Annotated in this window: 18 protein-coding genes; 7 read left to right on the top strand and 11 right to left on the bottom strand. The window is 60.6% G+C overall.

All coding sequences use genetic code 11. The annotated features are described in order from the left end of the window. Positions 1 to 114 precede the first annotated feature (114 nt). From bamA to NR187_RS22905, 5 genes are all read left to right on the top strand, one after another. Positions 115 to 2472 (top strand): outer membrane protein assembly factor BamA, encoded by a 2358-nt coding sequence (gene bamA / locus NR187_RS22925; protein WP_306235689.1) that lies wholly within the window; start codon positions 115 to 117, stop codon positions 2470 to 2472. 2113 nt (positions 2473 to 4585) lie between these two features. After that, positions 4586 to 4912 (top strand): LysR family transcriptional regulator, encoded by a 327-nt coding sequence (locus NR187_RS22920; protein ID WP_306235688.1) that lies wholly within the window; start codon positions 4586 to 4588, stop codon positions 4910 to 4912. Between the two features lie 333 nt (positions 4913 to 5245). Beyond that, positions 5246 to 6484 carry a molybdopterin-dependent oxidoreductase gene (locus NR187_RS22915; RefSeq protein WP_256807743.1) on the top strand — a complete coding sequence of 413 codons (1239 nt, stop codon included), beginning with the start codon at positions 5246 to 5248 and terminating at the stop codon, positions 6482 to 6484. Positions 6485 to 6497: 13 nt separating this feature from the next. Next, positions 6498 to 6851 carry a cytochrome c gene (locus NR187_RS22910; protein ID WP_256807742.1) on the top strand — a complete coding sequence of 118 codons (354 nt, stop codon included), beginning with the start codon at positions 6498 to 6500 and terminating at the stop codon, positions 6849 to 6851. A 44-nt stretch (positions 6852 to 6895) separates the two neighbouring features. Then, complete coding sequence (locus tag NR187_RS22905; RefSeq protein ID WP_256807740.1) at positions 6896 to 7387, top strand: heme-binding protein; 492 nt, start codon at positions 6896 to 6898, stop codon at positions 7385 to 7387. A gap of 328 nt (positions 7388 to 7715) precedes the next feature. On the opposite strand, the gene NR187_RS22900 is transcribed toward NR187_RS22905, so the two are convergent. The 3 genes from NR187_RS22900 to NR187_RS22890 all read right to left on the bottom strand — a co-directional run bounded on the left by NR187_RS22900 (position 7716) and on the right by NR187_RS22890 (position 12452). Continuing rightward, complete coding sequence (locus NR187_RS22900) at positions 7716 to 8003, bottom strand: DUF2158 domain-containing protein (RefSeq protein ID WP_256807739.1); 288 nt, start codon at positions 8001 to 8003, stop codon at positions 7716 to 7718. A gap of 154 nt (positions 8004 to 8157) precedes the next feature. Beyond that, a complete protein-coding gene (locus tag NR187_RS22895; RefSeq protein WP_256807738.1) occupies positions 8158 to 11271 on the bottom strand; it encodes an efflux RND transporter permease subunit in 3114 nt (1037 codons plus the stop codon). After that, the gene (locus tag NR187_RS22890; protein ID WP_256807737.1) at positions 11268 to 12452 is read right to left on the bottom strand and encodes an efflux RND transporter periplasmic adaptor subunit; all 1185 of its coding nucleotides are present in this window, start codon (positions 12450 to 12452) and stop codon (positions 11268 to 11270) included. Before NR187_RS22890 ends, NR187_RS22895 begins: the two co-directional genes overlap by 4 nt. A gap of 50 nt (positions 12453 to 12502) precedes the next feature. Here NR187_RS22890 and NR187_RS22885 point away from each other — a divergent pair, with 50 nt between their 5' ends. Continuing rightward, on the top strand, positions 12503 to 13201 hold the full coding sequence (locus NR187_RS22885) for a hypothetical protein (protein WP_256807736.1): 699 nt from the start codon (positions 12503 to 12505) through the stop codon (positions 13199 to 13201). Positions 13202 to 13484: 283 nt separating this feature from the next. Here NR187_RS22885 and NR187_RS22880 read toward each other — a convergent pair whose 3' ends face one another. The 6 genes from NR187_RS22880 to NR187_RS22855 all read right to left on the bottom strand — a co-directional run bounded on the left by NR187_RS22880 (position 13485) and on the right by NR187_RS22855 (position 19106). Continuing rightward, positions 13485 to 13700, bottom strand: a complete 216-nt coding sequence (locus NR187_RS22880; protein WP_256807735.1) for a hypothetical protein — start codon at positions 13698 to 13700, stop codon at positions 13485 to 13487. A gap of 96 nt (positions 13701 to 13796) precedes the next feature. Next, on the bottom strand, positions 13797 to 15998 hold the full coding sequence (locus NR187_RS22875; protein ID WP_256807734.1) for a xanthine dehydrogenase family protein molybdopterin-binding subunit: 2202 nt from the start codon (positions 15996 to 15998) through the stop codon (positions 13797 to 13799). A 12-nt stretch (positions 15999 to 16010) separates the two neighbouring features. Further along, positions 16011 to 16991, bottom strand: a complete 981-nt coding sequence (locus NR187_RS22870; protein ID WP_256807733.1) for a xanthine dehydrogenase family protein subunit M — start codon at positions 16989 to 16991, stop codon at positions 16011 to 16013. Next, a complete protein-coding gene (locus tag NR187_RS22865; protein ID WP_256807732.1) occupies positions 16988 to 17638 on the bottom strand; it encodes a 2Fe-2S iron-sulfur cluster-binding protein in 651 nt (216 codons plus the stop codon). Before NR187_RS22865 ends, NR187_RS22870 begins: the two co-directional genes overlap by 4 nt. Positions 17639 to 17685: 47 nt before the next feature. Continuing rightward, entirely contained in the window at positions 17686 to 18093 is a 408-nt protein-coding gene (locus NR187_RS22860) for a cupin domain-containing protein (RefSeq protein ID WP_256807731.1), read from the bottom strand. Continuing rightward, on the bottom strand, positions 18090 to 19106 hold the full coding sequence (locus tag NR187_RS22855) for an aldo/keto reductase (RefSeq protein WP_306235687.1): 1017 nt from the start codon (positions 19104 to 19106) through the stop codon (positions 18090 to 18092). The genes NR187_RS22860 and NR187_RS22855 overlap by 4 nt, the downstream gene beginning before the upstream one ends. A gap of 426 nt (positions 19107 to 19532) precedes the next feature. Here NR187_RS22855 and NR187_RS22850 point away from each other — a divergent pair, with 426 nt between their 5' ends. Then, on the top strand, positions 19533 to 19892 hold the full coding sequence (locus NR187_RS22850) for a hypothetical protein (protein WP_256807859.1): 360 nt from the start codon (positions 19533 to 19535) through the stop codon (positions 19890 to 19892). A gap of 318 nt (positions 19893 to 20210) precedes the next feature. Here the strand turns inward: NR187_RS22850 and NR187_RS22845 are convergent, their stop codons facing one another. Beyond that, positions 20211 to 20456, bottom strand: a complete 246-nt coding sequence (locus NR187_RS22845) for a hypothetical protein (RefSeq protein ID WP_256807730.1) — start codon at positions 20454 to 20456, stop codon at positions 20211 to 20213. 416 nt (positions 20457 to 20872) lie between these two features. Next, on the bottom strand, positions 20873 to 21805 hold the full coding sequence (locus tag NR187_RS22840; protein ID WP_256807729.1) for an NAD(P)-dependent oxidoreductase: 933 nt from the start codon (positions 21803 to 21805) through the stop codon (positions 20873 to 20875). Positions 21806 to 21890 lie beyond the last annotated feature (85 nt).

The raw sequence follows: 21890 nt of genomic DNA, 5'->3' as shown, positions 1-21890 counted from the left end.
CGTTGGAATTGTGGCACCCGGGGCGAATCGAGCCAGCAACTTACCTTGCGTAAGACATTGTTTTGCCCTGCGCGAGCAATTCGATCACGGCCGGTCGGCGGGAGCCGGTAGGACATGAAGACCAAACGCATCACGCAACATTGGCGATCGTCTCGACCGCGCATGACGGGCTGGTGGGTTGCCCTCGCGGTCGGAATGATCGCCGCGTCGGCGGCCGCAGCTGGGACCGCATTGTCGCTACAGGACTCAATCACCGTTGAGGGCAATCAACGGATCGAAGCCGATACCATTCGCTCCTATTTTCATGCCGCGCCCAATGGGCGGTTCGACGAGGCTGCGCGCGACGCGGCATTGAAGGCGCTGGTCGCAACAAGACTGTTCGACAAGGTCTCGATCGAGCGTGTTGGCGAACGGCTGGCTGTGCACGTGACCGAAGCACCGGTGCTCGATCGCGTCGCCTTCGAAGGCAATAGGAAGGTAAAGGATGCTGATCTTGCCACGGCGATAGAATCCAGGCCGCGCGGCAGCTTGCAGCGTGCTGCGGTGCAAGCGGATGTTGGCCGCGTCCTGGAGGCCTACCGGCATGTCGGACGTGACGATGTTCGTGTGACGCCGGAAATCATCGACCGCGGTAACGGTCGGGTCGACCTCGTCTATGGGATCACCGAAGGCGTCAAAACGCCAGTGCGGCAGATTAACTTCACGGGCAACCATGTTTTCGGCCAACGACAGCTCAGTGCCGTGATCAAGACGTCGGCCACAAACATGTTGAGCTTCCTGACCGGCGCGGACGTATATGATCCCGATCGCATAGCCCAGGACCAGGAGCAATTGCGGCTATTCTACCGCGGCAAGGGGTATGCCGATGCCAGTGTGCCATCGGCCCGAGCCGAATACGATCCCACAGCCAAAGGATTCGCAGTGACCTTCGTCATCGAGGAAGGATCGCTGTATCATTTCGGGGACGTCAGCGTCGTCTGCAACGTCCCGGGACTTGACCCGGAAAGACTTCGCGGATTGCCACTGGCGCACACTGGCGCAGTGTTCGACGGCAACGCGCTCGACAAGAGCAGCGAGATTCTCGCAGTCGAGCTGGCGAGACTGGGCTACCCCTTTGCCCAAGCCGCGCCGCGCGTCACCCGCGTTGCTGCCGCGCAACGGATCGATGTCGCATTCGTGATTGATCAGGGACCGCGCACTTATGTCGAGCGCATCGAAATACATGGCAACGCGCGCACCCGTAATTACGTGATCCGGCGCGAATTCGATATCGCCGAAGGCGATGCCTACAACAAGACACTGATCGATCGTGTCGAGCGTCGACTGAAGAGCCTGAACTATTTCAAGACGGTCAAGATATCGAACCGGCCGGGCTCTGCACCGGATCGCGTTGTCCTGGATGTTGAAGCCGTCGACGAGTCGACCGGCGACTTCAACATTTCCGGGGGGTACTCGACGACTGACGGCGCTCTTGTCCAGGTGAGGGCGGGCGATCGCAATTTCTATGGTACCGGAAACAATGTCCAGGCTTCGGTGACGTATGGGCAGTATGCACGCGGGATCGACCTGACGGCTTCGGAGCCCTATTTCCTCGGTACCAAGGTATCGGCGGGGATCGAATTGTTCGGCCGGCAGACCGACGTGACCAGCTATCAGTCCTACAACAGCATCGGTTATGGCGGCACGTTTCAGATCGGTACGCCGATCACCGAGCAGCTTGGCGTGCAGTGGCGTTACTCGGTCTACAATCAGGATATTACGCTTGGCGCGACCAACTCAGGCTTGCCACCCTCATTGGCCATCCAACAGGCCGCGGCGTACGGTCCGGCGTGGGTTTCGTCGATCGGCAGCACGACAACGTACAGTACGCTCGACGATGCCAAGAATCCGACCAGTGGAATCAAGTCGCAACTTAGCCAGGATCTTGCCGGCCTCGGCGGCGATGTTAAATTCCTGCGGACCGCCGAGGACGTGCGCTACTACCAGTCGCTCAGCAGCGACCTCGTCGGCATGGTCCGCGCCCAAGGCGGCTACATCACCGGTTGGGGTGGCCAGCAGGTGCCGCTGATGAACAGTTTCTTCGGCGGGCCTACCATGGTCCGCGGATTTGCGACCAATGGTTTCGGTCCGCGCGACCTAACACCCGGCACCACGATGGACAATGTCGGCGGTAGCACGTACTGGGCGACGACGGCGGAGCTGCAAAGCGGAATCCCTGGCGTGCCAAACGAATACGGCCTCAGGGCGTCGGCCTTCGTCGATGCCGGCAGCGTCTTTGGCTATAGCGGGGCGAACACGGTCGGCGGAACCGTGTTGCAGGTCGCTAACAAGAATGTCATCCGCTCCTCCGTAGGCGTCGGGCTGACCTGGGCCTCGCCATTCGGCTCGCTTACAGCGAGCTATGCCGTGCCGGTCACAAAGGCCGCCTATGACGTGGTTCAGCCTTTTGGTTTCACTGCTGGAGGATCTTGACGGGAACTGAATGCGGCTTCGCGCCTTGGTCAAATGCGTAAGCCGATTGACGGCGTCAATGGTGAGTGCCGATATTTCCGCAGGGATCAGCAACCCCGGTAGATCGAGTTTATCATTATATCGACCTTCGTATCTTCACGGTCGATAGCGGGCGTCAAGCAGTGGTCCTTTCATCGGGCGGCCTCCGCCAGGAGATGAAAGCGTTGTGCTCGACGAGTTGGTGCTGGGTGTGGCGGGGCTGGTGCCGTAGGGGCCGCCCTTCATCGACACGGGCGATCCTATGCCGTGCCCTCCTATACGCCGCAGGCAAATGCCGCGGTGGTCGATATGCCAATGTAAAGGGCGATGCGGAGAGCGGAAAGCTTCTTCATGCCGAGACTCCATCGTTAGCGCCGTTCGGTACGCGGCTCTGGGGGAAATTCGATTGCGCGAGCCCTCGACAATGCCGAAGCTGTGATCCTGTCCGGGCTGGTGCTGCCTTGCGATTCATTAGCCGGGCCCACCTTGTTGAGGATGCCAGCCACGCCGACGACTGCGGTGATCACGGTTATAATTGCGAGCAGAACGTTGCCACGAACGCGAATCTTATGTTGTGCCAAGTTGGTTGCTCGATGTACCTGGCCCGATGTAGATCCGCAATCCGGCCGAGCCAACAAGTATTGAGTGTTAGTCCGCGTATTCTGCGGGTGCTCATTGGCATCAAACAAAATTGACTGATCGTGAAGGCCGCTACGAGCTGGCGCCTCGCGTGCGCGGCTCGCGATATGCGATCGATATGGTGGCGCAGCAGCTTTCGTCACGGCTGTTCGCGCCAAGCGGTTTAAAAGCAAATTTAGTGGCCGTCCCACGGATCGTCGCTATTTTCTGATTACCGCACGAAGTAACTCGATGATCCGATTTCGAGCGCTGCGGAAATTTCGTGTTGACGACGAAGAGAGACGAGCCTCTCGCAAACGAGGACCGAACGATGAAGATGAACTATTTTCTGGCAGCACTGCTACTCTTCGCCCCACTAGCTACGCCTGCCACCGTTCAAGCGCGAACGCACGAAGACCAGCCGCAAGCGCGCGAAAGCAGCATTCCCCCTCAGGCATTCGAAACCGTGGGGCGCGAGGTCGCGGCTCCGCCTTGGAGCGCTGCTTGTATGACCGACCACGGCCCAAGCCAATGCGACGAGCCTATGTGGGTCTACGGGAGCCCCGACTATATCGCACGGTTCAAGGATGCATTCTGACATGGACGGACAGCTGTGAGCGGCCCATCTGTCAGATGCCATGCGCGCAGGAATATCCGTCGCCATTGTTGCCCAAATGTCATCGGCATGAGGAAGATCAGCCGCCGTTTCTCAAGGCCCTATCGGCGTGCATGGAGCGCGGTACGACCACAACGTTCGCGCAATCTCGCTTGGAATGGATCAGCGAGGGCTAGGGGCATCGGAACTAATCGATAGACCTTGTTCCCATAGGTCCTGGTAGGAGAGGCGGTCGAAGGCAGTCAAAATCTGCATTCGAGGCTCGAGCTCGCGCTGATAGATCCTCTTCTGTAGGTATTTGATTTCTGCGGCTTGGGGCGCTCCCAACGTCGATGAACCAGGACCGTGGTCTGCCGTCGGAACCGTAGCTCGAGCAATGGCCGCGCCGCTTGAGCTCGTCCTGGAGTTCGAAGGGCGTGTGCTTGGCCCAGATCCGCACCAGATCGTCGTTTGCCGCTTCAGGAATCCACAACTCGGCAGCAATGTAGATGGTTTGTGCAACGCGCATCCCATTCGCGAACGCGATGAGCCGGGCGGCGGCTTGATCTCCACTATTGCGATGGACTTGCATATTCGGCGCCCGCCCAGTCAAGCTTGATATCATTGGCGCGGATGACTGCGCTCCAGCGATCGCTTTCCTCTTGAGTATGTTCCGTGAACTCTTCCAGAGTGTGCTCGCGGTCGCATGTTGACGATGTTTCACAGTGCTTCACCGGATGCTGAGATGTTCGCAAGCGATTGATTTATAGGTATCGGACCATGGAAGGGTCAGCTGCTGGTTCTTACGTCGTGTGTGTGCGCGGAGGGTCCGCCCTTCTTTGCCATTGGTCCAATGGATAAAGATCCACAGATTCATTGAATATGCCGATGGCTATCCTGCCCAGTCTTCAACAGCTCCGCTTTCTGTGTGCGGTTGCCAAGCAATGCCATTTCGGCCGCGCTGCGGAAAGCTGTGCCGTCACGCAATCGACGTTGAGCGAAGGAATCAAGGAACTCGAGGCGCGGCTGGGCATAGCGCTGTTTGAGCGCAGTCATCGACGCGTGATGCTGACGCCCTTTGGGGGAAGAGATCGCGACGCCATCGTCGCTCGTCGATGTTGTTCGTGGTCTGAAACGTCAACCGACTGCCTAAGCGTCGATTGGCCTGAGAAGACCTCAGCGCGGTCCCGCGCTGAGGTCAGTTTTTAGCGGCAGGCGGATACTTCGTCGCCGCGACCGACACATCTCCGCAATCACGTAGCCGAGCTCGAGCGCAAGTTCAAGATTAGAGTTTTCACGAACGTTTTCCGGGCATCCGTTCAGCAGTTGTCGCCGAACACTCAAGCGTGATGAGCATCGTGCGCGTTCCTTCCTACATCCAGAAAATGAGGCTTGGCTTGCGTTCATGGCAGACGAAAAACCGTGCGGCAGGTGGGCCCTGCATGCAGTGCGAAACACTCAGGCCGGCTGAAGTTGTGCGTCAAGTCTAACGCCACGGATCAGGTTCGGCCCTACCACAAGGGCAAAGGTCAGGAGCAGCTGATGCAGGATCACGGCGTGCAACCATCGGGGCTGACGCGACGGCGCGTGCTGGGTGGAATGGGGATTGCGAGCCTGGCACTAATGTCCTCGTCGGCGTTAGCGCAGGAGACGGTCGATCTGCGCGTGCCTGGCGGTCCGAGCACGCGGGTAATCACTACATCCTATCCGCAAAAGGGCCGAATGATCTTGCAGCGTACGAGTCCGCCATGGCTTGAGACGCCCTTCGAAGTCTTCGACAAGGGCGTATTCACCCCAAACGACCAGCACTATGTTAGCTGGCACTGGGCGAATTTTCCAGGCGACATCGATGTGGATAGCTTTCGTCTGACGGTGCGCGGCCAGGTCAAACAGACCCTCTCGCTGTCGCTCAGGGATATTTTAGAGGGATTGCCGAGATTCGACATCGCCGCGGTCAACCAATGCGCAGGCAATTCGCGCATATACGCTGTCCCACGCGTCGCCGGATCTCAATGGGCAGATGGTTCAATGAGCAATGCAATCTGGACGGGGGTACGTCTCAAGGATGTGCTTGACCGGGCGGGTGTAAAGGCCGGCGCCATTCAGGTCCGCTTCGGCGGCCTCGATGAGCCGGTAATGGAGGGTGCACCGAAGTTTTTGAAGTCGCTCACCATCGATCACGCTCGCGACGGCGAGGTGATGATCGCTTTCGCCATGAACGGCGAGCAGCTTCCCTTGCTGAACGGATTTCCGCTGCGACTCGTTGTGCCCGGTTGGTGCGGAGTGTACTGGGTAAAGATGCTGAACGACATCGAAGTTCCGGATCACCCCGACACTAATTACTGGACGGCGACTGGCTACCGCGTGCCCGATACACCGTACAATACTATCAGGCCTGGCGAGACCGGATTCAAGATGGTGCCGGTGACCCGCAACGCTCCCCGCTCGTTCATCACCAACATCCGCGACGGCGACAGCGTTTCGGCGGGGACGCCAGCGTCGGCGCGGGGCATTGCCTTCGGCGGCGATTGCGGTGTTGCCCGCGTCGATCTGTCCATCGATGGTGGCAAGAGCTGGCGGCCGACCCAACTCGGTGCCAACCAGGGAGCATACAGCTTCCGGCAATGGCAAACGCAATTCACCTTGCCCGCGCGCGGCGCGTACACACTGAAGGTTCGTTGCATCAACACCAAAAATGATGCGCAGCCCGATTTCCGGATCTGGAATCCGGCCGGCTACATGTTCAATACAATTGGAACGACCCATGTGGACGCGGCCTGAGGAGGAATAAGGAATGCTACGTGCTGTCCTCCCGATGTCCGCCGTTCTGGGTCTGGCTCTGTTACTGCATCCCGGCCAGGCCGCAACCGCCTTGAAGTCGCTGAAGCTTGATGTTCCCAGCAGCGACACGATGTTCCCCCTTGGTCCGGGATCGGATGCGATCAACAACAACTGCCTCGCCTGCCACTCTGCCGACCACGTGCTGAATCAGCCCTCGTTGTCCAGGGAAGCCTGGCAAGAAGTCGTCAACAAGATGATCACGGCCTATAAGGCTCCGATTAGCCCTGACGACGCCAAGGCGATTGTTGGCTATCTCGTTCGTACAAAAGGCACTTCAAGGTCTGGCAACGCAAGCCCTCAGCGATAGTGCCCTCGCGCCGCTGAACTCTAACCTGTCGGAGTTAGCTCGCAATGACGAAACTTGGAATCAGCGTTGGTATGTTGGCGACGGTCCTCTGCTTGTCAGTTCGGGCCCAAACCATCGACATAATAGCTCTCGATCAAGACGGAGCCCAAACGATCCTGCAAGCAGCGAAGGAGCGCGCGCAGCAGCGCAGTGCGCCCTCAGCAATTGCAGTGGTCGATCCTGCCGGGGATTTGCTTGCTTTCCAGCGGATGGATGGCGTTCGCCCCGCAAGTGCGGACCTCGCCATCGAGAAGGCACGAACGGCGGCGCGGCTACAACGGTCGACGGCAGAGATCGAGGACAGCATAGACCAGGGCCGCACGGCCTTCGTCACTGCCGGCATCCCGGTGCTGCGCGGCGGCATGCCGATCCGTGTCAATGGCGCAGTCGTGGGCGCAGTAGGTATCGCCGGCCTGAGCAAGGAGACTGACGCCGAAATCGCGAACACCGCAGCGGCGGCGCTGAATCCCTCACCGAGGACGGGTCAGCGTAGGTGATTGGAATGACTGTTCGTGTGGCCCCTGTCGGCGTGGAAGATGATGCGCTCGTGAGTTAGAGCGTGTGCCGCCGAATGAGCTGCGACGCTCGGATAGGTCGCAACGGTCGAGATGGTCGATCCTAGAACCAGGGATGCGTTTTTCAACCAAATGGGCGGGAAGAATTAACCTCGAGTACGCGAGCGCGTAGCCCAATCTGGGCACTGGTCTCGCAGGCATTCATGGTGATGCCGGACTGCTCGCTATTGGTGACCACCTTTTCCATGCATAGCGCCCGTTGCAGAGAATTGCGACCAACGTAATCAGCATTCCTTCGTTCTCCTCACATTCAGAACTTCTGTAGTACGTATGTCGAGAAGGTTGCGTCATCCGGCTGGCCGTTATCGTCCGTCCAAATGCATTCGATTTCGTCGCCCCTTACCGCGGAGATCGTCATCATGGGCCCTCCAGACTTCAGCCTGACCAGATCGCCGCGTTCGAACCGGGGCGGAACAGCGGCCACGGTGGACGGCAGCGCCATGGGCACGGGCAAGGGAGCGGACCGAACCGGGCCGCTTGCGCAGATTGTCAGCAGCAAAGTCACAGCGACGATACGCGGGCCGGTCGGAGAATACATGTCAAACTCCCTCTTCATGATCGTGAGGTAGGTACTCGGTTGGTCAGTCCGACTAAATCATTCGACAGGGACAGACGATCCAGGGGGCGTCGACCGCGAGTTTTGGCAAGTGGTGAAACAAGCCCGTCTTTAGAACCGTCAGCGCTACCCTTGCTCATTCAGCAGGCTCCGGATGGGTATCGCGCGACATCGTTTGATGCCGTCGCGCACCGAATAGCCAATTCTGTAACCGATCGAGGTAGAGGTAGACGACTGGCGTGGTGTAGAGCGTGAGCACCTGCGACAGAGCAAGGCCGCCGACGATCGCGTAGCCCAAGGGTTGACGGATCTCCGATCCCACGCCGGTGCCGACCATCATCGGCACGGCGCCAAGCAGCGCTGCCATCGTCGTCATGAGGATGGGACGGAAACGCTTGATACAGGCCTGGTAGATCGATTGCTCCGGTGTAAGGCCCTCGGTCTGTTCGGCCTGAATGGCGAAGTCGACCAGCATGATGCCGTTCTTCTTGACGATGCCGATGAGCAGGATGATTCCAACCACTGCGATCACGCTCAGGTCGTAATGAGCGGCCATCAGCAGCAGCAGGGCGCCGACGCCTGCCGAAGGCAGTGTGGAGATGATCGTGATCGGATGAATGATGCTTTCATAGAGCACGCCGAGGATGAGGTAGATCACGAACAGCGACGCTGCGATCAGGATCGGCGTACTGTTCAGCGAGGCACCGAAAGCCTGAGCATTTCCCTGGAAGCTGGTTTGCAGCGACAGCGGCGGATGCAGCTCCTTCTCGATGGATTGAATGCCGCTCACCGCGTCACCGATTGCGGCTCCGGGCGCCAGATTGAACGAGATCGTCACGGAGGGGAATTGCCCCTGGTGGTTCACGACGAGCGGCGAGACCTTCACCACCGAATCGACCAGCGTCGATAGCGGCACCTGCTGGCCGCTGGATGATTTGACGTAGATGTTGTTGAGCGCCTCTGGCCCATACTGGTATTTCGGATTTACCTCCATGATCACGTGATACTGTTGCAGGGGGGTGTACATCGTCGAGACGATCCGCTGTCCGAATGCGTCGTCGAGCGTGTTGTCGATCGTGTACGGCAGGATGCCATAGGACGAGGCGACCTCGCGCTTGATCGTGATGTCGAGCAGCGGCCCGGCATTGAGCTGGTCGGTGGTCACGTCAGCGACCGTGGGCAGCGTCTTGATCTTGTCGAGAAACTGACCGGCCCAATGGCTCAGTTCGCCCGGATCGGCGTCGTTCATGGTGTATTGGAACTGGGTCTTGTTCAGCCGCGCGCCGACGGTGATGTCCTGTGCGGGCTGCATGTAAAGAGTGATGCCCTGGATCTTGGCCAGATTTGTGCGAAGTCGTGCGATCACCTTCTCGATCGGATCGCGCTGGTCGGCCGGCTTGAGCTGGATGAACACGCGGCCATCGTTTACCGTGTAGGTGCCGCCGCCTGCGCCGACCGCAGAGCCTACCGATGCCACGGCGGGGTCTCGCACGACGGCGTCGAGCATGGCTTGCTGGCGCTCGGCCATCGCCTGAAACGAGATGTCCTGGGCGGCTTCCGATTGGCCCAGGATCAGGCCGGTATCCTGCTGAGGGAAGAAGCCCTTGGGAATGATGACATAGAGATAGCCGGTCACCACGATGGTGCCGATCATCACCATCAGGGTGATGAAGCGATGCCGCAGCACAATCTTCAGGCCCGCTTCGTAGGCATTGAGCAGCAGGTCGAAGCCGCGCTCGGACCAGCGATACAGGCGGCCGTGCTCCCGGCTCTCAGGTTTGAGCAGGTAGGCGCACATCATCGGCGTCAGGCTGCGGGAGATCACAAGGGAAAGGACCAGTGCGACACTCACCGTGACTGCAAACTCGCGGAACAGCAGCCCGACATAGCCGCTCATCAGGAAGAGCGGAATGAAGACGGCGATCAGTGAGAACGTGATCGCCATGACCGTGAAGCCGATCTCGCCGGATCCCTTCATCGCGGCGTCGTAGGGGGACAAGCCTTCCTCAATGTGCCGCGTGATGTTCTCGATCTCGACGACGGCGTCGTCGACCACGAATCCGACCGCGATTGAAAGCGCCATCAGCGACAGATTGTCGAGGCTATAGCCCATTTCGTAGAGGACGGCGAACGTGCCGATCAGCGAGAGCGGCACGGTGACGGCTGGAATGATGGTTGCCCAGAAGCTGCGAAGAAAAACGAAGATCACCATCACGACGAGGGCAATCGTCAGGAGCAACGTGAACTGCACGTCCGCAACCGAGGCCCGGATCGTCTGGGTGCGGTCCGAAATGACGTTGATCTTGATGTCGGCAGGGATCGACGCCTGAAGCGTCGGCATCATCGCCTTGATGCGCTGCACCGTTTCGATGACGTTGGCCCCGGGCTGACGCTGCACGGCAAGAATGATGGCACGGTTGTTGTTGTACCAGCCCGCGATCAAATCGTTTTCGCCCGCGCTGACCGCGCGGCCGATGTCGCGAACACGGACCGGTGATCCGTTGCGGTACGCGATGACCAGATCCGCATATTGCTCCGGGTGAAACAGCTGGTCATTGGTGTTGAGCGTATAGGTCTGACGCGGGCTGTTGAGCGTTCCCTTGGCCAGATCCACATTCGCCTGGCCAAGGACGGTTCGTACATCCTCCAGATTGATTCCACGCGCAGCGAGCGCCTGTGGATCGACCTGTACACGAACCGATGCCTTCTGCTGGCCGCCAATTCCGACGAGACCCACGCCTTGAATCTGCGAGATCTTCTGCAGCAGGATGTTCTCTGCATACGCGTCGACTGTGGTGAGCGGCAGGCTGCCCGAGGTGAGGCCAAGCACGAGGATCGGCGTGTCGGCCGGGTTGACTTTCCGGATCGTCGGCGGATAGGGCATGCCGGTGGGCAGGTACGGGCTTGCCGCGTTGATGGCCGACAGCGTATCGCTGACGGCGCCGTCGATCTGGCGGTTCAAGTCGAATTGCAGCGTGACCTGGGTGTAGCCGAGCGCGCTCGCCGACGTCATTTGCGTCAGTCCGGGAATTTCCCCAAACTGGAGCTCGAGCGGCGAAGCGACCGATGAGGCCATCGTCTGCGGGTCCGCGCCAGGCATCTGGGCGGTGACCGTCAGCGTCGGATAGTTGACGTTCGGCAGGGCGGCCACCGGCAGCAGCGGATACGCGACAAGGCCGGCAGCCAACAATCCGATCATCAGCAGCGCGGTCGCGATCGGTCGCCGAATGAAGGGCGCGGAGATATTCATGGGATCGGTGCCTGTAATGCGTCTTGAGCGGCGGCTTCCTCGGCAGCCTTGCCGTGCAGTGGGACGACGAGCGTTCCCGGCCGCAGCTTGTATTGTCCGTCGACCACGACCTGCTCGTCGGCCTTCAGACCGGAATCAATCAGCGCCTGACCGTCGCTGACCTCGGCAACCTTGATCCGGCGGAGAGAGACCGTGTCGTCCGAATTGACAACGTAGGCATATGGTCCGTTCGGCCCCTGCTGGACGACAGAGGCGGGAACCGTCAGACCATTGTGCCGCGTATCAAGAAGCAACCGTGCATTAACGAGTTCGCCGGGCCAGAGGCTCCTGTCCTTGTTGGCGAAGTTCGCCTTGAGCTGGATCGAGCCGGTGGTCTGCAGGATCTCGTTATTGACCAGCCCAAGCTGTCCCTCGCCAAGCCGGATCGTGTTGTCCTGATTGTAGGCCAGAACCGAAAGGGGCGCCTTCGTCTCCCGCTGTTGTTGCTGGATCTGCGGAAGAACGGTCTCGGGCAGGGTAAAGATCAGCGAAATCGGGTCCAGCTGCGTCACGACGCAGAGGCCGTTCGTATTTGACGGACTGATGATGTTGCCAACGTCGATCTGGCGAATACCCACCACGCCGTCGATCGGGGATGCCAGCCGCGTAAAACTGAGCTGCACTTTCGCAGCATCGATCAGCGCCTGATCCGCCTTGATCGCCGCCTGTAGCTGGCTGACCTGCGCATTCTGCGTTTCAATCAATTGAGGCGTAGCCCAGCCTTTGTCGCCGAGCTGGTTGTAGCGGGCCTGATTGGCCCGCGCATTTACGAGTTGCGCCTGATCGCGCTCGAGATTGGCGACGTATTGATCGATCAGGGCCTGGTAGGGTCGCGGATCGATTTGTGCGAGCAGATCGCCGGCATGGACCTGCTGACCCTCGGTAAAGTTGATGCTGGTGATTTGCCCCTGGATCTGGGCCCGCACGATATCCGTGTTGTAGGCGATCACCGTACCGACGCCGGTCAGATAGATCGGGACGTCGTGCTGGGCTACAGTCCCGGCAACGATCGGGACGGGTGGTGCCGGAGCCGGTGCTGCTGCTACACTCTGCATTGGGAAGAGATGCGTAAAGCGCAGCAGGCCGGCACTCGCGGCGACCGCAGCCAATACGGCGACAGAAATGACGATCTTCGTTTTCATGGACGTGCTCCCAAAAAAGCAGGGTCGCTCAGCAGCTGCCGGGCAGGCCCGTGGATGTCGACATACCGAAGGAAGAGCATCCGGCCGTTGATGTGGGGGCGGTGGACGGAACGGTGACGGCCGGCACGGTGGGAATCGTCAGTGCGACGCTACCTGCGACGAGTGGCACGGCCTGTGTTGGAAGAAGCGCAGCAGAGCTGACGCCAAGATTGCCGATTTCGGTCGAGCCCAAGGGCACTCCTGTTCGAGCGTCGCCGCCTGGCGCAGTCGGCGATGTCGCAGTGGGGCTGGAGGACGCAGTGATGCTGCTCGAGCCTGAGCCGCACATGCCCGACACGCCGGCGGTATCCAGCATGCCCGACGAGGTCGACATTCCGGAGCTTTCCGTCGTTCCTGACGTCGCCGACATTCCGGAAGTTGTCGGTATCGAGGACGACATGTCTATTGATCCTGCCGTCGCGCCAGCCGCGGTCGCCGGGGTTGAGCCCGCTATCGCCATGCCTCCTCCGTCATATGTCGAGGTCGAGCCATACATGCCAGTTGGCGAGAGTCCCAGGCTTGAACAGGTGGTGCCAGTTGCCTGCACGGCGATGCTGCCGGTGACGGTGGGGGCAGGGCTGATTCCCGCTGAAGGGAGCTCGGTTGCGCCCAAACCAATGCCCATCGGTGAAATGGGCGAACCAGTCGTGCTGCCGAGCGGGGAGGTTGCACCGACCGTAGGCGTCGGAACGGCCATACCTGTCACCTGAGCGAATGCGGCACCGCTCGCGAACAGCGCAAAACCGGCGGCGATCAACCAACACCTCATGTGCATCCTCATTCGAAACCAATTTTGAGCAGGTAAGAAGTGGCTATGCGCCGGTGCGCGGCTTTGCGGCTTCGCACGAAAATGGTGGGCTGAGCCGATTGCCGATCATGCTCGGATACGCATTGAGACGGCAAAAGAAGACCCGCCGAAGCGGGTCTGTCTGCATGTCGCGCTGGCACGCCTCGCGCATTACCGCAGGGCGGGTTGCCGATGGCTTGGCGATGTCAATCGTTGACCTTCGGGCCGCCGCGATAAACGTGCTCATTGAGCTCCGTTGCGGATGTCGGCGCTTGCCGGTCGGATACACCGTAGGCGTTGTCGGCGCGCGCGATGGCCGTCTCAGATACGCGCGGCGGGTATGTTGCGATACCCGCAACAGCCGGCAGAGCGAATGCAACGAGCATCGCGATGGTCGCGATCATGGTCGAGAGTTTTCTCATGGTCTATCTCCTCTTGTGAACCCCCGATAGACAAGTTGGCTTGCGCGGCAAGGAAGGACAAGCTTTTCTCGATGAGTTGAAACTGCTCGCACGCGCTTATGCCTGATCGGGCAAACTAGCGAGTACCTTGTCGAGCGTGATCGGAAAGTTCCTGACCCGTGCGCCGCACGCGTTATAGACTGCGTTGGCGATCGCAGCTCCGGCGCCGCAGATTCCGAGCTCACCGATTCCCTTGCTCTTCAGCGGATTAGATCGCTCGTCCAGCTCGGGAAGGAACACCGCCTCCACGCTGGCAGGAATATCCGCGTGTACCGGGACGTGGTACTCGGCCAGGTCGTGGTTGACGAAATAGCCAAAGCGAGGGTCTAGGATGAGGTCTTCGTGGAGCGCCGCGCCAACACCGAACACCATTCCGCCGATGGCCTGAGAACGTGCGGTCTTTGCGTTCAGGACGCGTCCGGCCGCGAACACCCCGAGCATGCGCCGCACGCGCACCTCTCCGGTATCCTGGTCAACGCCAACCTCGGCAAAATGGGCACCGTAGGATTGCTGAGAAAAATCCTGATTATTGCGGCCCGGGCTGATTTGGCCGTCGGCTTCAATTCCGGAGCCGACAAGTTCTGTGAGGCTGACAGAGCGCTCTGCCGTTGCAATGTGGCCGTCGCTAAAACGCGCCGTATTGGGATCCATGCCGGCACGTATTGCCAGTTTCTCGCGCAAGGCCTGACACGCCTCGAACAGTGCTGATCCGGAGCTCGCCGCGCCGAACGAACCGCCTGAGCCGGCCGCTTCCGGAAAGATCGTATCACCCAGATCGACCCGCACTCTTTCAATCGGCAATCCCAGCATCTCGGCGGCGATCTGTGCCAGGATCGTGTAGGTCCCCGTGCCGATATCGGTCATTGCCATTTTCACGGTGGCTGCGCCGTCGGGACCCAGCCGCACATTGGCGCTTGAGAACCGGAGGGGATTGCCTCGGGTTCCGGCGGACATGCCGATTCCGACCAACCAATGTCCGTCCCTAACCTGACCCGGGATCGAATTGCGTTTGTCCCAGCCGAACCGACGTGCGCCTTCCTGCATGCAGGCGACCAGATTGCGACTGGAGTAGGGGATGTGCTTTTCAGGATCCTCGGCAGGCTCATTCCGGATTCGCAGCTCGATCGGATCGAGCTTCAGCCTTTCCGCAAGCTCGTCCATGGCGCACTCCAGCGCGAGCAGGCCGACCGCCTCGCCGGGGGCGCGCATGGAAGATGCGACGGGAATGTCGAGCGGCACCAGGCGATGCCGCGTCAGCCGATTGGGGCCGGCATAGAGGGAGCGGGTCTGAAGCGCGGCAGCCTCGTAGACCTGTTCGGACGGAAAGTTGCCGGAGAAGACGTCGTGGCCGATCGCGATAATCCGGCCGTCGCGGTCGGTAGCGAGGCGGATGCGCTGGATGGTGTCAGAGCGATGCGTCGTCACATGGAAGATCTGCTGCCTGGTGAGCGCGACCTTGACGGGCCGCTTGAGGTATCGTGCCGCGATTGCGGCAAGAATGGCGTCGGCGTTCACCCATAGCTTGCCGCCGAAGCCGCCGCCGATGAAAGGGCTGACCAGCCGCACGTTTCCGACGGGGATATTCAAGGTCCTGGCGATGACCCGCTGACCCTGATTCAGCATCTGGTTTGCAGTATGCAGGATCAACTTGTCGTCGTCCCACATCGCGAGCGTCGCATGCGGCTCCATCATCGCGTGACTTTGCAGTGGCGTGCTATAGGTCACATCGATCTGCACAGGCGCGCTCGCATACGCGTCCGAGAAATTTCCGACTTCGCTGTCGGCCGGCGCACCGTCCGTTTGGTGCGGCACGCGGGCGAGGTCGAGATGTTGGGGCAGAGCGTAGTGTCCTTTGTCCCGATCATACTTCACGTTGACCAGAAAGGCGGCGGCCCTGGCCTGCTCGAATGTTTCGGCAACGACGAACGCGACGGGTTCGCCGTAGCGGGAGACGACCGGGCCCGTCAGCACAGGATGCGCCTCACGATGATTGCCGGCGCCCTGCTTGGGAGCGTTGCGATGGGTGAGGACGAGCTTCACGCCCGGCGACCGCTCGGCCGCGAGCGTTTCGATCAAGGCGATCCGCCCCTTTGCGATCGAAGCTTCAACAACAAACCCGTAGAGAGCATCCTGCTGCATCTCGTAGGCGTAGCGCGCGCCCCCGGTGACTTTCTGTCGTCCGTCGATACGATCGAGTGGTTTTCCGACAATCTTCTCGGCATCCAGCGCATTTGCCCCGACCGGCGCATCCATGTCCATTTCGATGTTCCCTCAGATACGGGTGATCTCACCGAGCACCGCATGCAAGGTGCGGCGGCTCAGCGGAATTTTGAAATCGTTGGAGCCGGCTCCATGCGCGCCCTGGAGAACCGCGTCCGCGGCTGCATCGAACGAATTGACGCCGGCAACTGCATTCGCGAGACTTTGTTCGGCGGCGGCGACGCGCCACGGCTTGGGGGCGAGACCGCCGAAGGCGAGTCGCGCCGAGCGGATTCGACCGCGCGCGCTGTCGACGATAGCGGCCACCGAAACCAGCGCAAACGCGTAGGACGCGCGGTCGCGCACCTTTCGGTAGACCTGGGCGCCCGGAGGCGGCGGAGGCAGCGTTACGGCCGTGACGATCTCGCCCGACCCTAGAGCCGACTCGATTTGTGGCGTGCGGCCTGGAAGCCGGTGGAAGTCGGCGATCGGGATCGTGCGGGTTCTGCCTTCGTGGTCAATCGTCTCGACCTCTGCATCGAGTGCGCGCATGGCAACGGCCATATCCGATGGATGGGTCGCGATGCACGCCTCGCTCCCGCCCAGGACCGCATGGATGCGGTTGAAGCCTGCGAGCGCCGAACAACCCGAGCCGGATACACGCTTGTTGCAGGGTTTTGTGACGTCATAAAAATAGTAGCAGCGCGTCCGCTGCAGCAGATTACCGGCCGTCGTCGCCTTGTTGCGTAACTGGGCGCTCGCACCGGCGAGCAGGGCGCGGCTTAGCACGCCGTAATGCTGCCGCACCCGTGGATCTGCCGCCAGGTCGCTGTTGCGGACCAACGCGCCGATGCGCAAGCCGCCTTCCGAAGTCTCTTCGATCTTGTCGAGCGGCAGCCGGTTGATGTCGACCAGGGTCGATGGCGTCTCCACCTGCAACTTCATGAGATCGAGCAGGTTGGTGCCGCCGGCAATGATCTTGACGCCGGGCTTGCTCACCGCGATAGCTGCATCCGTGACCGATTGCACACGCCCATAGGAGAAGGCTTTCATGTCTGTTCTCCCATTGCCTGCTTGATCGCCGCGACAATGTTCGGGTAGGCCGCGCAGCGGCAGATATTGCCGCTCATCCGCTCACGAATTTCGTCGTCGCTCAGCTCGGTCGGCGACTGGGTAAGATCGGCAGTCACGTAGCTCGGCATGCCCTCGCGGCTTTCGGCCAACATGCCCACTGCTGAGCAGATCTGGCCCGAAGTGCAGTAGCCGCACTGAAACCCGTCATGCTCGACGAACGCGGCTTGCATGGGATGCAGATCTTCGCCGAAAGCAAGTCCTTCAACCGTGGTTATCGATTGACCATCGTGCATGACCGCCAGCGTAAGGCATGAATTGGTGCGGCGTCCCTCGACCAGAACGGTGCAGGCGCCGCACTGGCCGTGATCGCATCCCTTCTTCGAGCCGGTGAGTGCCAGATGCTCGCGCAAGGCGTCCAGCAAGGTTGTACGGGGGTCGAGCGTAAGATTGTGCAGGTGGCCGTTGACCCGAAGTGCGATCGACGTGGGAAGAGGGGCAACCTGACCGGTCCCGGCGGCAAGCGCGCCTCGTGGAAGGCTACTCAACAGGAGTGCGGTGGTGCCGGTCTCGATGACCGTACGGCGCGTGACTTCCCCGGTTGGAAAAATGGCGTGTGTATCTTCCATGTCTGTTCCGTGTTTGCAGGGTAGGTCGGGGGGTAAGGTCGCCTGGCTCATGGCCAGATCGCGTCCGGCAGATTGACGACGATAGGCACAGGCGTGCTGCGCACAACGACCCACCGGAAAGGAAGAAGCTGAGAGGGATTGATCTCCATATGCGGAAGGAACGCTGGAACGTGAATGAAGTCGCCGGCCTTCGCGCGTGCAGAGAATTCACCCTTGTCGCCCCAGCGAACTTCGCAACGGCCTGACAGGACGAATGCGATCGTGTCCTGTTCGCCGTGGTGATGGATTCCGGTTCGTGCGCCCGGCTCCACTTCGAAGAGGCCACCCCAGATCGTCGACGAGATGCCCAGCGATGGTCCGATCGCGGCGAAGCGATGGGAGCCCGATGTTTGGGCTGTCGTCGCATCGAACCGATCCCGACTCACGATTTGGATTGAGGGTCGTGTGTCCATCATGCCGCCTCCCGATCCGGAGGCGCCATGAACTCGGGGCCGACGGGATCCTTGACCGTCTCCCGAAGAATTCGGTCGATTTCGGACATGGCGGCATCATCGATGCGCCAGCCGAGCACGTCGGTGATCGGCGAGAGTTGCTCCGCGCGTCGAGCACCCCACAACGCAATGTTCAACTCGCCGCGGTCGAGCACCCAGCGCGCCGCCAGATGGATCACTCTCCTGTTGAAGCGCTCCTGCGCAAACTGATCGAGCCGCCCCACGGCGTCGAGATATTGTTGAAAGCGTGGCGGTCGAAATTTGGGATCGCTCTTGCGCAGATCGTCGCCGGTGAAACGGCTCGATGTGGACATGCTGCCAGACAGCAGGCCTCGGCACAACGAACCATAAGCGAGCAGGGCGATCTTCTTCTCCCGGCAATAGGGGAGCACGTCCTGTTCGATTGCGCGTTCGAACAGATTGTAGGGCGGCTGAGCCGTATGAAGTGGCGCGACCTCGCGGAATTCATCCATTTGCGCCGGGCTGAAATTGCTGACGCCGACCGCCCGAATTTTGCCGTCGCGGTGCAGCGCGCCGACCGCCTCGGCAGTTTCGGCAATCGGCGTCAGGGGATCGGGCCAGTGCACCTGATAGAGATCGATGACATCCGTCCGAAGCCGGCGCAAAGAGCTCTCGGCTTCCTCGATGATTCGGGCCTTGCGCGCATTGCGGAACGGTTGGCCGTTCCTCCAGTCGAGCCCCACCTTTGTGGCGATGATGGCGTTCCGGCGGCGACCGTCGGCAAGGGCCTTTCCGACGATTTCTTCCGAGCGGCCGAAACCGTAGACGGGCGCTGTATCGATGAGATTGATTCCGCGATCGATCGCTTCCTGGATCGTCTTGATCGCATCGCTTTCGTCGGTTCCGCCCCACATCCAGCCACCGATCGCCCAAGTCCCGAGCGCAATGCGAGATGCGCGGATAGATGTGCCGGGAATGTCGATGTATTCCATGTTTCGTTTCGGGGCGACCTTCATTGCTTTCTCCTGTTTGGTCTGCGCCCACCTGATTGCAAGAGACGACGCCGCGGGATGGTCGCGCGAGCCATCTCGATGCTCTGATCGGACGCCTGCCTGTCTCTGGACATCGCGGCTGCAACTGCACGCCTGGGGCATTTTGAGTGGGCGAACTTGATAGGTCCGAGGTATTGCCGCTGGCGATGCGTCGCTATTAAATTGGACTTCAGAGCCGTCACTTTGAATTGACGCCGCCGATTGGGGCTGCCATCGGTCCGGATCACGCAAGCGGATCCGGACCGAAGGCAGGGAGCTCCAGGTGCACTAGCTGCAGCTTAGCGGCAACGGCTGATCGGGATGCAGGGCGTACCAATCGTAGCAGTCGGGGTCGCCATAATAGTACCCGTAACCCGGCCGGTATCTGCCGTAGTGATTCATGGCGTGGTCATGGATACCCGTGCCATACGGATGGGGATGATCGCCAAGGCCGAAATGACCGCCACCGATCCGACCCATGTCGCCATGCATTGCCATGCCGCCGACATGAACGCCTCCGCCGAAACCGCCCACGTGCGCACCGCCGCCGATACCGCCGAGGTGAGCGCCGCCGCCGAAACCGCCGATGTGCGCGCCTCCTCCGAAACCGCCCATGTGTCCGCCACCGCCGAAACCTCCGCCGTGACCGCCGCCACCACCACCTCCGCCGCCGCCCCGTGCATCCGCCGCGCCGACAGCCAGTGCGGAGGCAAGCGCGGCCGTAGCCACGATCATCATCACTCGTTTCATCAGGATACTCCTTGTATTTGAATTTGACCGGTCAGCGCAGCATCCGTTCGTGGCTGCGTGGCCAGGCTTTCGCGATGCTTGAAAGAGTAGGAACGCTCGACAGCCGCGCCATTCAAATTGCCTTCACAAAGACCGGAGTACTGTAAACTCGCGGCAAGTTGAGAAATTCAGAGACCAAAGCGATACGCCGGTAGACGCTCGCTGCCGGAGAGAGCGATCAATAAAAAGCGGGCTGGAAGAGAATCCAGCCCGCTCTTTGTCGGTGCGCTGATCGACCAGCAGTCACAAGCGCCAAGGCGCAAGAAGAACAGTCGAATAAGCCGAACCGCACTACGCAGATTAGAACGCGCCCGTGCCCGGTTCGCAGGGAACGTTGTTGCCGGTCCACGGCGCCGTCGCAAATGCGCCGACGCGCGGCGCCGGAACGCAGGCGCGGTCACCCGAATAGAACGGCGCTTCCGGCGCGGCGGCATTGGCTTCCATCGCAACTCGCTTGGAGGCAACGCCGCTTTCGCGAGCCATGGCGGGCGTAGCCAGCATGGCCATCGCAATCAGTCCAGTCGACAGCAGTTTGAGATTCGTCATTGAGCTTCTCCGTTGAAAAACAGCGGGCCGAGTCAAAGAGCGGCCCGTCCGAGCAGATGGGATGGATCACGGATCAGCCAAACGCACGAAACACTCACGCAGCTTCAATGGAGCGTGACTCGGGAATGCGAGAAATGGCGCCAAGAGGTGTCCGCGTGGGCCTTTTGCGAAACTCCGCCTATCGCGGTACGCGCGACAGTCGCGCGTGGGAACGCGAACTTCAAAGCTTTGCAGATTCATATTTGGAGGACATCAGGTCGCCGCGCAGATCTCTTCGAGACTGGAGCTCGAAGGAAGAAGAAAGATCGAACGGACGGAAATCGATCTTGTTGCTGCGGCGCTCCGCGGAGCCCTGACGTTGAGCGCCGCGTTGAGCCGGTTTTACCAAGCTGCGCGAGCCGACGGCTCTGACGAGTCTACAGTCCCGCTTCCTCTGAGGCAACCATTCCGAGTGCCGTCCAGTCGAGCCCGCCATGCCCACGCGCGATTCCCGTGATCAACCGGTCGCGGACGACGCCGACCGATGGCATGGGCGCGCCGGCCAGCTCCGCCTCGGCCAGCGCCAGGCGCACATCCTTGAGCGCCAGCGGCATCGTCAACCCCGGTTTGAAACTGCCGGCAAGAAGCCGGCTGCCGTAGTTCTTGTGGACGCGACTGTCGAACATCGTCCCGGTCATGATATCCACGAATTGCCGTGGATCCTGTCCACGCTTGCGCAGGACAGTCACGACTTCTCCGAGGACCTCTAGAGCGGTCGCCGTCATCATATTGCCGAGCAGCTTGATCAGATTGGCTTGCGCGGGATCCGTCCCGATGACGAAAGTCTGACCCAGTGAATCCGTCACCGGCCGGCAACGCTCACAGGAAGTTGGGTTGCCTGCCAGAATGACGGTCAGCTGGCGGGCCCTGGCGGCGTCAGGGTTGCCGAACACGGGGGCGGCGACATAGCTCTGACCGCGACGTTCATGCTCGAGCAGAAACGCGGCCGAAGCCTCAGTGCTGATGGTGCTCATCGACAGATGGATCACGCCCGGCCGTAACGACTCCGATAACCCGAATGGTCCAAAGAAGACATTCCGCACGGCAGTGTCATCCGGCAACATAGTGATAATGATATCGCGGTCGAACAAGTCCGGACGACGCGTTGTTGCCGTCACTCCGAGCGCCTGGAGGTCGTTGATGCGCTCCGGCCGGCGTACATAGGCGCACAAGTTGTGGCCGTCGGCCGCAAGATTGGATGCCATGGCTGTACCCATCAGGCCCAGCCCGATAAATCCAATTTTGGGGGGCATCTGCCTGTCAACCTGCGGATTGCCATTAGCGCGCCGTTCGTCAGTATTGTCCAGCATGGCAGCTCTTTCTCTTAGTCGCGTGCTCCGGAACGTAAGCATCTGGTCGAGGATGTCGTCTAAAATCGATTTCAGTGTTGGCAGA

This window comes from Bradyrhizobium sp. Bra64 (genome assembly GCF_024519875.1).
Taxonomy (GTDB): domain Bacteria; phylum Pseudomonadota; class Alphaproteobacteria; order Rhizobiales; family Xanthobacteraceae; genus Bradyrhizobium; species Bradyrhizobium japonicum_G.
This window is presented reverse-complemented; position numbering and strand designations above follow the sequence as displayed.